The organism is Microbulbifer guangxiensis (assembly GCF_021729075.1).
Taxonomy (GTDB): Bacteria; Pseudomonadota; Gammaproteobacteria; order Pseudomonadales; family Cellvibrionaceae; genus Microbulbifer; species Microbulbifer guangxiensis.
The window spans coordinates 378059-393102 of record NZ_JAJSAQ010000001.1 but is presented as its reverse complement, the minus strand read 5'-3'; the positions used below and the strand labels follow the sequence as shown (position 1 = coordinate 393102).

Genomic DNA, 15044 nt, shown 5'->3' with positions numbered 1-15044 from the left:
GAGGGCAGCGGATAAGAAAAACAGCCGCTATAGCGATAGGAGATATGGAAATGATGGGGCGCAGTTTGTTACTGACTGCCCCCGCTCGCGGGGTTCAGGGATGGCAGTTCCTTGATGTAGATATCCGACTTGGTATAGGGGATTTCCACCTGGTGTGCTGCCAGGGCCTTGTAAATTCCCAGCAGCAGTTCATGACGGATACGGCCGCGTTCCTCTGGCAGGTTGATCCAGACCAGCAGCTCAAAATCGAGACTCGAGGCCCCGAAGCCGCGCATGCGCACCCGCGGCTCCGGTGTCTGTGCCAGCTCCGCGTGCTGTTGGGCAACGCCCAGCAGGATTTCGCAAACCTGGTCGGCGTCAGAGCCGTAAGCCACGCCGACGGGAATGGTGACGCGGATCGAGGAACTGGGGCCTCCGCTCTCATTGACGATCTTGCCGCTGGCGATGAGGGAGTTCGGCAGGGTGATCTCCACATCGTCGCGGGTCATGATACGGGTACTGCGCAGGCCGATCTGGGTGACCCGCCCGCGTTCGCCGCTGTCCAGGTTGACGTAGTCACCCACCTTGTACGGGGCGTCGGCGAGAATAAAAAAACCGGAGAACAGGTTGGCCAGAGTGTCCTTGGCCGCGAAGCCTACGGCAATGCCGATGACGCCGGCGGAGGCCAGCCAGCCCAGAGGATTGATCCCCCAGATCAGCAACAGCGCGTAGCTTCCGAACAGGATGACCAGCAACTTGCAGGAGAGATCGAGCAGGGGGATCGCCCGCTGGTCGATCAGTGAAAAACGGGCGGATTTCGCACTGATCACCTGTAGCAATGTTCCGCACTGGAAGAACAGCATCCGCACCCAGCTGACCAGAATGATGGTCGACAGCAGACTGGCAACAGGCCCGCCACCGGTACCGCCGGTCAGGAGCCGGTGCGCGGCGATCAGGCCGAGACAGAGGATCGTGGTGAAGACAGGACGCTGCAGTTGTACCAGCAGTGTCGCGCCGGGGCCGGTGCGATCGGAAGGTAACCAGCGCCTTAGCTGGCGAAAGACGACAAACCGGCAGATCAGGGCGATGATGAGCGCGATAGCAAGGACCATCGCAGCGCCCAGCAGCGGGTACTGCTGGAGTAAATCCGCGATCAGATGCAGGCGCTCCGCGAGAAACGACTGCACACCTTTGGTGGGGGCTTCCACGTTGTCGCTGTTCATCGGATGGCGAAATTCCTTTTCGGTTTAGAGCACAGACGGTACACGAGGGCAGGGCAGGAGACCCGGCCTGCCCTCTCGGCTGGCTCTAGAATGCCACGTTTTTCGGTGTGCGCGGGAAGGGAATCACATCGCGGATATTGCCCATGCCGGTGACGTAGGACACGATGCGATCAAAGCCCAGCCCGAAGCCCGCATGGGGCACGGTGCCGTAACGGCGCAGGTCGCGATACCAGTCCAGGTGTTCCTTGGGGATATCCATCTCATCCATGCGTGTATCCAGCTTGTCCAGACGCTCTTCACGCTGGGAGCCTCCGATGATCTCGCCAATGCCCGGGGCCAGTACATCCATGGCGGCAACGGTTTTGCCGTCGTCGTTCATGCGCATATAGAAGGCCTTGATGTCCTTCGGGTAGTTCATGACGATGACCGGTTTCTTGAAATGCTTCTCGGCCAGGTAGCGTTCGTGCTCGGAGGCGAGGTCGATGCCCCAGGACACCGGGAACTCGAACTTCTCCTTGCACTTCTCGAGGATTTCGATGGCATCGGAGTAATTGATGCGGGCGAAATCGTTCTCGATGATGTTCTCGAGACGGCTGATGGCCTCCTTGTCGATGCGCTGGGCAAAGAAGGCCATGTCGTCCGGGCGCTCTTCCAGCACTGCCTTGAAGACGTACTTCAGCATCTTCTCGGACAGGTCGGCGACGTCCGCTAGGTCGGCGAAGGCGATCTCGGGCTCCACCATCCAGAATTCTGCCAGGTGGCGAGTGGTGTTGGAGTTCTCGGCACGGAAGGTCGGGCCGAAGGTGTAGACCTTGGACAGGGCCAGGCAGTAGCTCTCGACGTTCAACTGCCCCGATACGGTGAGGAAGGTCTCCTCGCCGAAGAAGTCTTTGCCAAAGTCGATGGCGCCCTTGTCCGTGCGCGGCAGGTTTTCCAGGTCCAGGGTGCTGACGCGGAACATTTCACCGGCGCCCTCACAGTCGGAGGCGGTGATGATCGGCGTGTGCACGTACAGGAAACCGTTCTCGTGGAAGAACCGGTGAATGGCCTGCGCGATGCAGTTGCGCACCCGGGCGACTGCGCCGCTGACGTTGGTACGCGGGCGCAGGTGGGCGTGCTCCCGCAGGTGCTCCATGGTGTGGCGCTTGGGCGACATGGGGTAGGTGTCCGGGTCCTCGACCCAGCCCACCACGTGGACTTCACTGGCCAGCAGCTCGATGGCCTGGCCCTTGCCCTCGGAGGCCTTCAGGGTACCGGTGATGTCCACGGCACAGCCGGTGGTCAGGCGCAGCACCTCTGTCTCGTAATTGCCGATGTTGGCCTCGACGACCACCTGAATCGGGTCGAAGCAGCTGCCGTCGTGTACGGCGAGAAAGGACAGGCCCGCCTTGGAGTCGCGGCGGGTACGGATCCAGCCCTGGATACGGGCCTCGGTGCCTTCGCGGCCGGTGGATTTCAAAAGGGAATCTACGGATTCAACGTGCATTGTTCTCGCTTACCTGAATTCACGGCGGATTGCTCAGTTTATACGCAAGCCGCAGTCGGTGAATGACGGCGGGCATATTGACGTTTTGGGCAGCGGAAATCCAGCCCCGGCGGGCCGCTGATTCAGGGCCAGGGGCTGTCCAGAGGCGGTGATGGGAAAGGAGGATCCGGCCGTGAACCGGCAGGATCAGTGGTCAGGCCAGGCCGCGCCGCCGGAAGAGGGGCCGGGGTTGGTCTGCGGCGGCCTGGTAGCTGTCGCTGAAGTCGTGCAGGGAGCCGAGCAGCGCCTCGGGGGCCTGTTCGCCCTGAAAGGCAAAGCTGTTGAAGCCGCAGCGGCGCAGGTAGGTCAGCTGGTCGCGCATGAAGTTGCCCACTGCGCGCAACTCACCGGTGAAACCATAGCGCTCCCGCAACAGGCGCCCGGTGGTGAAGCCGCGGCCATCGGCGAAGGCTGGGAAATGCACGGCGACCAGGGGCAGGGTGCGGGCATCTTCACCCAACTGGTCGGCGGTTTCATCGCTGTCGAGCCAGACGCCGACTTCGTGCCGGCGCTCCTCCAGCTGGTCCTTTACCTGCTGCCATACCGGTAGGGGCAGGACCAGCCGGCCGGGGGGAAGGTCGGCAGCGGCCAGAGCAGCAGTTTCCTCGTCCAGCGGTAGCAGTTGCCACTCGTTGGTTTTCACGGCACCGTCCACGATCACCTGGGCCGGGTTGCCCGGCGGCGGTGTGTTTCCCTTAGCTGGCTTTGGCATAGACTTTTTCCTTGAACGGCTGCAGGCCGATGCGGTGATAGGTGTCCAGGAACAGCTCATCGGGACGGCGCTGTTCCACATACAGATCGAGGATGCGGCCGATGACTTCCGGCACTTCGGCACGGGAGAAGCTGGGCCCGAGCACTTTGGCCAGGCTCGCGCTCTCGGAGGAGCTGCCGCCCAGCTGGATCTGGTAAAACTCCTCACCTTTCTTGTCCACCCCGAGAATGCCGATATGCCCCACATGGTGATGGCCGCAGGCATTCATGCACCCGGAAATGTTCAGGTTGAGGTCGCCCAAGTCATACAGGTAATCCATGTCGTCGAAGCGCCGCTGGATAGCCTCCGCCACGGGAATGGACTTGGCGTTGGCCAGTGAACAGTAATCACCGCCGGGGCAGCAGATCATGTCGGTCAGCGTGCCGATATTGGGCGTGGCAAAGCCGTGTTTGCGGGCCGCCAGCCACAGCGCCTTGAGATTGGCCTGCTCCACGTCCGCCAGTACCGCATTCTGGTCGTGGGTGATGCGCGCTTCTCCGAAGCTGAATTCGTCGGCGAGCTCGGCGATGGCCTCCAGCTGCCGGTCAGTGACATCCCCCGGGGGAACGCCGGTGGGCTTGGTCGACAGTTTGACGGCGCGGTAGCCGGGTACGCGGTGGGGGAAGGTGTTTCTCTCCAGCCAGCGGGCAAACGCCCGGTCTGCGACAACCTCTGTTTCCAGTGCTGCATCGCTCTCTGCATCATTGAGCTGCTTGTAGTCCGGGGCGGTAAAGAACGATTTCGCCCAGGACAGCGCCTCTGGTGTCAGCTTGTCGACACCGTCCCTGATGTGTTCCCACTCGCGCTCGACACGGGCTGCGAACTCCTCGGCACCCAGTGCCTTCACCAGGATCTTGATGCGCGCCTTGTATTTGTTGTCCCGCCGGCCCAGCTGGTTATAGACGCGGACGATGGCTTCCAGGTAGGAAAGCAGATCCTCCTCGGGCAGGAAGTCCCGAATGGGCTCGGCAATCACCGGCGTGCGGCCTTGGCCGCCACCCACGTAAACAGCAAAACCGGTTTCACCGTTACGCTCGACGATCTGTATCCCGATGTCGTGCACTCGGATTGCAGCGCGGTCCGCCGTGGCACCGTTGACCGCGATCTTGAATTTGCGCGGCAGGAACGCAAACTCCGGATGGAAGGTGGACCACTGACGGATCAGCTCGCAGTAGGGACGGGGATCGGCGATCTCGTCGCGGGCAACCCCGGCGTAGGGGTCGGAGGTGGTGTTGCGGATGCAGTTGCCGCTGGTCTGGACTGCGTGCATTTCCACTTCCGCCAGCTCGGCGAGAATATCCGGCACATCTTCGAGCTGGGGCCAGTTGAACTGCAGGTTCTGGCGGGTGGTGAAATGCGCGTAGCCCTTGTCATAGTCGCGGCTGATCCGGGCGAGGCGGCGCAGCTGGTTACTGTTCAACAGTCCGTAGGGAATCGCGACCCGCAGCATCGGTGCCAGGCGCTGGATATAGAGGCCGTTCTGCAGGCGCAGCGGCAGAAATTCTTCCTCGCTCAGCTCGCCGGCCAGGTAGCGCTCCGTCTGGTCACGGAACTGGGCAACCCGCTCGCCGATGATGGCGTGATCCCGATCGTCATATCGATACATAACAGCTTGATTCCATTGCCTTTTCGCGCGGGTCCGCAGGAGTTGCAGGGCAGCCTGCGGACTCTCCAATGGCGCCTAACATACCAGTGGGCTTATGCAAAAAATAACAATATTTTTTGCTATGTTAAAAACCAATGGTTATATGCAATGTGAAGGGTTGTGGCGGGGCCGCTTGCGCGGATTTCGGGGATTTGCTCTACTTGATTGACCGTCGACAGACGGCCAACTACACAACATAAGAATAATCGGCAATCGGAGTCTTTCGATGAATGAGAAGGTAGTTGTATCCACTGAAAGTGATAACGCGGCGGACGCCATTGCCGCGGTGGCCCTGGTGGCCATTTTCGTCGTCACCTGTGTCTATTGGGTAGCCAGCCAGTAAACCAGTCCGGCGCCCGGAGCAGAGCCGTCCCGGGCGAAGCCGATCTGCTTGTTTACCCTCAGCCCATCCTCTCGAGCACCGTCCGTACAACCAGCACCAGTGTCAGGACGAACAGTGCCGTAAAGATAATCCCGGCAGCGACATAGGTCTTGATACTGCCACTCCTGAAATCCCGCTCCCGGTTCCGGTTACTCTGCACCCCGATGGCTGCGGCCAGGGTACTGAGCACCACGTGAAAAAAGCCGGGTTGGTTATCCTGGCTTCGCTGCCCGTTTTCGTTGTCGTTATTGTTCATGCTCGCTTCCCTCTGCGCCGGTCGGCCAGATCCGACCGGCGGACGTCAAATTCCTAGTCCTCCAGGTTGGGGCGCAGCCAGCGCTCCAGCTCGGAGACCTCCATACCTTTGCGCCCGGCCAGGCTTTCCAGCTGATCACGGCCAATCTTGCCGACGTTGAAATAGCGCGCTTCCGGATGGGCAAAGTACCAGCCGCTGACCGACGCCGCCGGCGTCATGGCAAAGTGTGAAGTCAGGCTCATTCCCGCGTTCTCCTCAGCACCCAGCAGCTTGAACAGGGTGGCCTTCTCCGTGTGGTCGGGGCAGGCCGGATAGCCGGGGGCAGGGCGGATACCGCGGTACTTTTCCCGGATCAGGTCTTCATTGGTGAGGCTCTCGTCGGGGGCATAACCCCAATAGCTGGTGCGGACCTGGCGGTGCAGGTATTCGGCGAAGGACTCTGCCAGTCGATCCGCCAGAGCCTTCACCATAATCGCGTTATAGTCATCGTGCGCGGCCTCATACTTAGCCGCCAGTTCGTCAGCCCCGATACCGGTGGTTACCGCAAAGCCGCCCACATAATCGCCGATGCCCGAGTGTGCTGGCGCTACGAAGTCTGCCAGGGAGCGGCAGAGACCGTCTCCACCATGCTTCTGCACCTGCTGGCGCATCTGGTGCAGTCGGGCCAGTTCTTCGCTGCGACTCTCGTCGGTGTAGACAACGATATCGTCGCCCTCGCTGTTAGCTGGCCACAGGCCGATGACGGCGCGGGCCGTCAGCAGTTTCTTGTCGACGATCTCCGCCAGCATCAGCTGGGCGTTCCTGAACAGGTCGGTAGCGGCTTCACCCACGACCTCATCGTTGAGGATGGCCGGGTACTTGCCAGCCAGGTCCCAGGAAATGAAGAAGGGCGTCCAGTCGATGGTATCCACCAGCCTCTCCAGCGGGAAATCATCGATGACAGTCACCCCGGCCTTGCGCGGGATGGACGGCTGGTATTGTTGCCAGTCGAATTGCGGTGCTGCGGCGAAGGCCTCTTCATAGCTGAGTCGCTTGTCGTTGCGCCTGCGGTTGGCGGTCCGCTGGCGGACCTTCTCGTACTCTTCCTGGACGCTGGCCACGAACCCGGGTCGGTGGGTCTCGGAAAGCAGGTTGCTGGCGACGCCCACTGCCCGGGAGGCGTCCGCTACGTAGACGACCTGGTTGCGTCTGTATTCCGGGTCGATCTTTACGGCGGTGTGGGCCTTCGACGTGGTGGCACCACCGATCAGCAGTGGGATATCAAATCCCTGGCGCTCCATTTCGGCGGCTACGTGTACCATCTCGTCCAGGGATGGGGTGATCAGGCCGGACAGGCCGATGATGTCGCAGTTCTTCTCCCTGGCGGTCTGCAGGATGGTTTCTGCCGGCACCATGACACCGAGGTCGATGACTTCGAAATTATTACAGGCCAGCACGACACCGACGATGTTCTTGCCGATATCGTGCACGTCGCCCTTGACGGTGGCCATCAGGATGCGGCCGTTGGGCTTGCTGTCGACGGTTTTCTCCGCCTCGATATAGGGCTGCAGGTAGGCGACCGCCTGCTTCATCACCCGGGCGGACTTCACCACCTGGGGCAGGAACATCTTGCCCTCCCCGAACAGGTCACCGACTACGTTCATGCCGTCCATCAGTGGGCCCTCGATCACGTCCAGCGGGCGCGCGGCGGCCTCCCGGGCCAGCTCCGTATCCTCGGTGATATAAGTGGTGATGCCCTTGACCAGTGCGTGCGCGAGGCGCTTGTTGACCGGCCACTCGCGCCAGCTCAGGTCCTCTTTGCGCACCTGGCCTGCGCCATCGCCGCGGTACTTCTCGGCGATATCCAGCAGCCGCTCGGTGCCGTCCAGGCGCTTGTTGAGGATCACGTCTTCGACCCGCGCGCGAAGCTCTTCCGGCAGTTCATCGTACACTGCCAGCTGGCCGGCGTTGACGATGCCCATGTTCAGCCCCGCCTTGATGGCGTGGTACAGGAAGACGGAGTGGATGGCCTCGCGCACCGGATTGTTACCGCGGAACGAGAATGACACGTTTGAGACGCCGCCGCTGACCTGTGCGCCGGGCAGATTCTGCCGGATCCAGCGGGTGGCCTCGATGAAGTCCACCGCGTAATTGTTGTGCTCGTCGATACCGGTGGCGACCGCAAAGATGTTCGGATCGAAGATGATGTCGCTGGGATTGAAGCCGACTTTGTCCACGAGGATGCGGTAACTGCGTTCACAGATTTCCCGTTTGCGGGCGAAGGTGTCGGCCTGGCCGTCTTCGTCGAAGGCCATTACCACCACGGCGGCGCCGTAGCGCAGGCACAGGCGGGCCTTCTCGACAAAGTCCTGCTCCCCCTCCTTGAGGCTGATGGAGTTCACGATCGGCTTGCCCTGGATACACTGCAGTCCGGCCTCGATCACCTCCCACTTGGAGGAGTCCACCATGAACGGCACCCTGGCGATCTCCGGCTCGGTGGCGGCGAGATTGAGGAAGCGGCGCATGGCGGCGACGGAGTCCAGCATCGCCTCGTCCATGTTGAAGTCGATTATCTGTGCACCGTCCTCCACCTGCTGGGCGGCCACTTCCAGGGCGGTGTCATAGTCCTCGTCGAGGATGAGGCGCTTGAAGCGGGCGGAGCCGGTGACGTTGCAGCGCTCGCCCACGTTGACGAACAGCGAGTGCTCATCGGCCACGAACGGCTCCAGCCCGGACAGGCGCAGGGCTGGCTTCAGCTCGGGCTTCTGCCGCGGTGCTACGTCGGCGACGGCACGGGCAATAGCGGCAATGTGCTCCGGCGTGGTGCCGCAGCAGCCACCGAGGATATTGATGAACCCGCTGCGGGCAAACTCGGCTACGATGGCCGCGGTCTGTTCCGGTGTCTCGTCGTACTCCCCGAATTCATTGGGCAGGCCCGCGTTGGGGTGGGCCGAGACATGCCCGGCGCAGACGCCGGAGAGGGCCTCGATATAGGGGCGCAGCTCGGTGGCGCCGAGGGCGCAATTGAGACCGACGCTCAGGGGTTTGGCATGGGCGACGGAGTAGTAGAAGGCTTCGGTGGTCTGGCCGGAAAGCGTGCGCCCGGAGGCGTCGGTGATGGTGCCGGAGATCATGATCGGCAGTTCGAAGCCCAGCTCCTCGAACAGCTGCTGCAACGCGTAAATGGCCGCCTTGGCATTGAGGGTGTCGAAGATGGTCTCGATCAGGATCAGGTCGCAGCCGCCCTCGACGAGGGCACGGCCCGCCTCGACATAGTTCTCCACCAGTTGCTGGAAGGTGACGTTGCGTGCCCCCGGATCGTTGACGTCCGGGGAGATACTGGCGGTGCGGGAGGTGGGCCCGACGACGCCGGCAACCCAGCGGGGCCTGTCCGGAGTCGAGGCCGCATCCGCAGCGCGCCGTGCCACCTGAGCAGCTGCCCGGTTCAGCTCAGGAACAAGGTCTTCCAGGTCATAATCTGCCTGGGAGAGACGGGTGGCGTTGAAGGTGTTGGTCTCGATGATGTCGGCCCCGGCATCCAGGTATTCCCGGTGCAGTCGCTCGATCAGCGCCGGCTGGGTAATGCTCAGCAGGTCGTTGTTGCCCTTCAGGTCTCCGGCATGGTCTGCAAAGCGCTCGCCGCGATAATCGGCTTCCTGCAGTTTCTGCCGCTGGATCATGGTTCCCATGGCGCCGTCCAGGATCAGGATGCGGTCGGCAAGGGCGGCGTGAAGCTGCTGGAGGCGGTCGCTGCGGGACTGCTGGGACATGGGCGATTCCTTAAGCCTTTTATTGGTGGTCAGGGGTTTGCAAAGGGCGGCTATCTTATCACTCTCGGGCGCCTGCGTCGGCACGGTGAGGTCTGGCCGCTCGATCTCAGTAAAACAACAATACTGGTTTCTGAGTGCCCATTTCAGCGAATTTGCGTCCCAAAAAGCGCCGAAAGCGGAAAAGCATGCCTTTATTGGTGCAGAGTCTGCTGCGGGGAATCCGGGGCGGCGAACGGGTGGTTTAACTTGGCTGCCAGTCGGAGTAAAATACCCGACAAAGAAACTCGGTTATTTGAGAAGCGATATGTCTGAACAGTCTTCCGAACTGAACGTCACCATCACCGAATCCGCGCAGGAGTACCTGCGTGAGCTGCTGGAGAAGCAGGATTGCGAAGGGATCGCCATCCGCATGTTTGTCTCCAGCCCGGGTACCCCCAACGCCGAGACCTGCATTGCCTATTGTCGGCCCGGCGAGGAGCAAGAGGGCGACGTTGAAATGGAGCTGAATGGTTTCAAGGCCTACTTTGAGGGGCGGTCCGTGCCGTACCTGGACGAGGCGCGCGTCGACTACTCCTCGGACAAGATGGGCGGCCAGCTGACCATCCGTGCACCCAATTCCCGGATGCCCAAAATCACCGACGACAGCCCGGTCGAGGATCGCATCAACTACGTCCTGTACAACGACATCAACCCGGGGCTCGCCGCCCATGGTGGTCAGGTCAGCCTGGTGGAATTCACCGATGACAACTACGCGATTCTGAAATTCGGCGGTGGCTGCCAGGGCTGTGGCATGGTGGACATGACCCTGAAAGAAGGGGTCGAGAAAACCCTGAAAGAAAAGGTGCCGGAAGTGGCCGGGGTGAAGGACATCACCGACCACACGGACAAATCCCAGGCGTACTATTGATCTGAAAACCCGGTAGCCGTGGATAGACTTTCTACTGGTGCAAACGGGCGCCCCTGATGTTGCCCGTTTGCATTCCTTCTCAACAGATCATTTTTCCTGACTGACATCGGGTGAAGCTTCGACTCGTGCTCCCGCTGCACTCATCGTTTTCTCCATTGCATCGGTAAACGCGTGGAGAAGCGTGTATTCATCATCCAGGTCGAAGCTGTAGACAGTCCTGAAGCTGTATTCCTGAGCGTTAACCTCGAAGTCGAGCCAGGTGACAAAGACTTGACTGCCCCCTGTCAGCCGGGATGAGTAGTATTCCCCCTCTCCACGACCATCACAGCCTACCGCGTTTTCCTTCAGCTGTTTCGGATAATCTTCCGGTAGGCTATCGATTAAAAAGTTTTTCGCCGCAGGTGTGTCGATTGCGCCAAGGGAAGCTTCCGTGAGCACTTGGCCAAGGCCTCCACCTAATTGCTGCCCGCCAATGGCCAGCGCTTGAAGGCGGTTATTATAGAACACGTCGAACCGCGTGAGGGTTACCTCAGTCTGCATCAGGTCCGGGCGGTTGCGGGCCAGTAATTCACCGAAGATATCGGCTCTTGACGGCATCAGCTCTTTGCCTGATTTGTAAGAGATTCCATAGCGGCAACTATAGATATTACTTGTCGACGCCAGTTGCGAGGGATAGTCCAGGTCCCGCGTCTCATCTTTGATCGTGGCTTTGGTTCCCCCATCTAACCCCATTACTGCCACAGGGAACTCGATCGAAGCGCAGCTGGATACAGTTATGGCGAGGGTCAGGATCAATAATGTTCGAAGCTTCATGGGATGAGCGGCGCTCTTGTAGTTTTGAAGTTATTCTTGGTTTAGGGTCCATGCGGTTCCAGAGCGCTGAATAATACCAAGGTCGATATCATTTCCAAGTGCAAGTCGGTGGAAGTCGGGCAGGTTGTCTCCCAACAAAATTACTGAGCCTCGAAATACTGATACTCGTCGAGATGGTCAAGGTAGGCGCCATCGAATCCCGCATCGATGATCCTGTCTACGTAGTCCCCGGGTTCACCGAAAAGGATGTTTTTCCAGGGCTGCAGCCAGTAGCGCACTTGGTAATTGCCCGGTGACCCGGCGACCTCCTCCCGCAGCCAGCTCGGGGGGTTGGACGACCAGAAGTTCTGCCAGTAAAAGCGATTACTTTCAGCCTGGCCGATACTCAGGTAGGCCAGTAACAGGCGCCGGCCGCCGTTGGCCTTGAAGCGGAGTTGTCGGATTTGCTCGGCAGTGAAAGATTCTCCATTAAAGAAGAAATCCAGTATCACCACGTCATAGTCGGTGTTCGCCAGCGCATCGACCAGTTCCTGAGAAGAAGAAAACAGCTGTGGATTGGTGAGGTGCAGGAAGTTGCGGGCGAAATTCAGGTCTTCGATATCAGCCCGGTTGCTGCCGGGAATCGGGTTGGGGTAATCGGGAATCGTATCCAGCTCGCTGCGAGGGGCAGCGAAACCCAGATAGCCGGCGTCGTCATTGAGCAGGATCGATTGGTCCACATTGCGCTCACTGAAGGCGAAATCTGTCACCAGGGCAGAGACGTTCCCGCGCTCCCGGGCGATATCGAGAAAGTCACGCAGACGCGCTGATTCCGCGGCAGGGGTCGGCTGATCCGGCACTTCCAGACCGAAAAAAACACCTTCCTGGGCAATGCCGTCGATTGCCGAGAGATAATCGATTTCCACGGTAGCGGTGACGCGCCCGGAGGTGGTGACCAGCTCCACGCCATTCTGGGGGATGATGATGAAGTCCCTGTCGCGGCCCCTGGCATAGCGGCTGATGTCCTGCACCAGCTCTCGCATCTCCTGTCGATAGTTGGTAACCGTGGACTCCGGCACGAAGCTGGGGACGTCATCGAAGTCACAGGCCAGCAACAGCAGTGGCGCAAAGAATGCGATAGCACGTCGAATCAACATCATTTCCTCAACTCTCCCTGTGGTTGCCCCGATAGCCTAGCGGGTTCGGTCCCCGCGGTCATCATAAGACGCGCGCTTGATTCAGAACCCTCGGACTATTTTGCCTGCATGCGCTTCTTGGTCGTGCTGGTCGCCTGGGCGGTTGCCGGGTCGTCGGGCCAGAAGTGCTTCTGGTATTTGATTCGCAGCTCCTTGCGCACCTCCTGATAGGTGTTAGCCCAGAAGCTACCCAGATCGCGGGTGACCTGTACTGGCCGACGGGCAGGGGAGAGCAGGTGAATCATCAGCGGGTAGCGGCCGCCGAGAATCGCCGGTGTCTGTGCCTGGCCGAACATTTCCTGCAGTCGCACGGGCAGCACCGGGATCTCCTGTGAGTAGTCGATGGCCACCCGGGAGCCGCTGGGCACAGTCACGTGGCTCGGGGCAAGGGCATCCAGTTGCTGTTGCACAGGCCATGCGAGCTGCCCCTGCAGGATGCGGTAGAGATCCAGCTGCCTCAACTGCTCGAGTTTATGCATACCTGCGAGGTGGGGCAGGAGCCACTGTTCCAGACTCTCGGTAAGCACCTCGTCATTCCAGTCGGGCAGGGACAGGCCGCCGAGCAAGTCCGGATGGTCGCTTGCCGCGCGTTGGAGAAACAGCACCCGCTCCCTTAACGCCCCTGCCTCCTGACTCCAGGGAAGTGCCGAAAGCCCCCGCTGCCGGACTGCGTCGAGGAGTGCCTGGCTCAGTAATTCCGGTGAAATGTGGGAGGCGGGGCGCTCCTCCAGTACCAGCCGCCCAAGCAGGGTGCGTGTGCCGGCGACCGCGCGCCCACTGCTATCGTCCCAGCGCACGGTGGTTTCTTCGGACAGCAATTCCGGAAAAGCCCGCCGTATAGCGGGCTCGGAAATCTGTGCGGCCAGTTGGATTTGTGCATCACGTCCCTGGCCGTCTAGATCGGCTACCACCAGGTAGTCCGACAGGGCGAGTTCATCATCGTGGCTGAAGTGGGCACCGCGCCCCCCGGATAGCAGGAAGCGGCGCTCCCGGTCGTGGCGGTTCCTGGCAATTCGGTCGGGGTAGGCCAGACCGAGCAACACACCAACCCGGTCACAGCTATCGAAAGGCTCGTCGTGGCCGGTCTCGCCACTGGCTTTTCTGTCCAGCTGGCGCTGCCAGGTTTTCGCTTGCTGCCGAATACGTTGTAAGGACGCGGGGTCGGCATGGGCGGTAAGTGTCCGGCCCTGCAGCAGGTCGATGCGTTTCTGGATATCCCGGTCCCGGCGGGATGACCCGCGGAATATGTCGCGCTCGGAGAGCAGGGCTGCAAGCAGGCAGGCCTCCTCCGTCATGCCCCAGTCAAGGCTGCGGATCATCATATGTGCAAGCCGCGGGTGCGTCCCGAGTTCCAGCATGGCAGTGCCATGGTGGGTAATCCGGTGCTCGCTGTCGATTGCCCCAAGTTGCTGCAGTAAGGCCTGTGCCTGGGAAGCGGCCCCGGGAGGGGGCAGGTCAAGCCAGCGTAATTCCCCCGGATCCGTCACCCCCCATTGCGCGAGCTCAAGCATCAATGGAGAGAGGTCACTGAGGAGAATTTCCGCGGTGTTTTTGCGGGCCAGGGTGTCCTGTTGAGACTCGGTCCACAGGCGGACACTGACACCTTCGCAAAGACGGCCCGCTCGCCCACTGCGCTGCGTCGCCGAGGCGCGTGAGATCCTGGTCGTCACCAGCCGGTTCATGCCCGTGTTGGGGTCGAAGCGGGACTCCCGCATCAACCCTGAATCCACGACAATGCGGATACCCTCGATGGTCAGGCTGGTCTCTGCCACGTTCGTGGCCAGTACCACCTTGCGCTGGCCCGCGGGCGCCGGTGCGATAGCCGTATCCTGCTGCTGCCTGGTGAGATTCCCATAGAGGGGTGCGACGGTGATGTCTGCACGATCTGCCAGCTGCTCTCTCAGCAGGCCCTCTACCTTACGGATCTCCCAGACGCCGGGCAGGAACGCCAGCAGGCTACCGGTTTCCCGTTTCAACCACTCGACGATCTGCCGCGTCATCAGCGCGGGCATCTGCCGGGAATCCTGTGGCAGCTGATGATGGGGAAGGTAATGAATATGCACCGGATAGCTGCGTCCCTCGCTGCTGACAACTGGCGCTCCGCCCAGCAGATCGGCCACGGATTCGGTGTCCAGTGTGGCGGACATCACCAGCAGCTTGAGATCTTCGCGCAGGTATTCCTGGGATTGCAGGCACAAGGCCAGGGATAGATCGCCCTGTAGGTTGCGCTCATGGAATTCGTCAAAGATGACGAGGGCAGTGCCAGCCAGCTCCGGGTCGGACTGCAGCAGGCGGGTGAGGATACCTTCGGTGACGACGAGAATACGTGTGTTCGCGCCCGCCTTGCGCTCAGCGCGGATCTGGTAGCCTACTGTCTGGCCCACCGGCTCCCCCAGAAGCGATGCCATCCGTGCCGCTGCAGTCCGGGCCGCCAGCCGGCGGGGCTCCAGCATGATGATCTTCCGTCCCTCCAGCCATTCGCAATCCAGCAACGCCAGCGGGACTGCGGTGGTCTTGCCCGCACCGGGGGGCGCCTGCAGCACCACATTGCTCTGCTGGCTCAGTGCGTCGAGCAGATCGGGAAGGGCGGCGTGGATGGGTAACTCAGACATGGCCGGTATTATACCGCGTCACTCATG

10 protein-coding genes are annotated in these 15044 nt (G+C 61.0%); 1 reads left to right on the top strand and 9 read right to left on the bottom strand.

Translation table 11 applies throughout. The annotated features are described in order from the left end of the window. Positions 1 to 68 precede the first annotated feature (68 nt). From LVD12_RS01695 to metH, 6 genes are all read right to left on the bottom strand, one after another. The gene (locus LVD12_RS01695) at positions 69 to 1202 is read right to left on the bottom strand and encodes a mechanosensitive ion channel family protein (RefSeq protein ID WP_237065168.1); all 1134 of its coding nucleotides are present in this window, start codon (positions 1200 to 1202) and stop codon (positions 69 to 71) included. 85 nt (positions 1203 to 1287) lie between these two features. Beyond that, positions 1288 to 2688 carry an asparagine--tRNA ligase gene (asnS, locus tag LVD12_RS01690; protein ID WP_237065167.1) on the bottom strand — a complete coding sequence of 467 codons (1401 nt, stop codon included), beginning with the start codon at positions 2686 to 2688 and terminating at the stop codon, positions 1288 to 1290. A gap of 193 nt (positions 2689 to 2881) precedes the next feature. Beyond that, on the bottom strand, positions 2882 to 3439 hold the full coding sequence (locus tag LVD12_RS01685) for a DUF934 domain-containing protein (RefSeq protein ID WP_237065166.1): 558 nt from the start codon (positions 3437 to 3439) through the stop codon (positions 2882 to 2884). Next, on the bottom strand, positions 3423 to 5084 hold the full coding sequence (locus LVD12_RS01680) for a nitrite/sulfite reductase (protein WP_237065165.1): 1662 nt from the start codon (positions 5082 to 5084) through the stop codon (positions 3423 to 3425). The genes LVD12_RS01685 and LVD12_RS01680 overlap by 17 nt, the downstream gene beginning before the upstream one ends. A gap of 440 nt (positions 5085 to 5524) precedes the next feature. Then, complete coding sequence (locus LVD12_RS01675; RefSeq protein ID WP_237065164.1) at positions 5525 to 5761, bottom strand: DUF2970 domain-containing protein; 237 nt, start codon at positions 5759 to 5761, stop codon at positions 5525 to 5527. Between the two features lie 53 nt (positions 5762 to 5814). Next, positions 5815 to 9510 (bottom strand): methionine synthase, encoded by a 3696-nt coding sequence (gene metH, locus LVD12_RS01670; RefSeq protein WP_237065163.1) that lies wholly within the window; start codon positions 9508 to 9510, stop codon positions 5815 to 5817. A gap of 304 nt (positions 9511 to 9814) precedes the next feature. On the opposite strand from metH, the gene nfuA reads away from it, so the two are divergent. Then, a complete protein-coding gene (nfuA, locus tag LVD12_RS01665) occupies positions 9815 to 10417 on the top strand; it encodes a Fe-S biogenesis protein NfuA (RefSeq protein WP_237065162.1) in 603 nt (200 codons plus the stop codon). Positions 10418 to 10504: 87 nt separating this feature from the next. Here nfuA and LVD12_RS01660 read toward each other — a convergent pair whose 3' ends face one another. The 3 genes from LVD12_RS01660 to hrpB form a co-directional block, all read right to left on the bottom strand. Continuing rightward, positions 10505 to 11230, bottom strand: a complete 726-nt coding sequence (locus LVD12_RS01660) for a hypothetical protein (protein WP_237065161.1) — start codon at positions 11228 to 11230, stop codon at positions 10505 to 10507. Positions 11231 to 11370: 140 nt separating this feature from the next. Beyond that, positions 11371 to 12369, bottom strand: coding sequence for an endo alpha-1,4 polygalactosaminidase (locus LVD12_RS01655; protein ID WP_237065159.1), 999 nt, complete (start codon positions 12367 to 12369; stop codon positions 11371 to 11373). Positions 12370 to 12461: 92 nt separating this feature from the next. Then, a complete protein-coding gene (gene hrpB, locus LVD12_RS01650; RefSeq protein WP_237065158.1) occupies positions 12462 to 15017 on the bottom strand; it encodes an ATP-dependent helicase HrpB in 2556 nt (851 codons plus the stop codon). Positions 15018 to 15044: the final 27 nt, after the last annotated feature.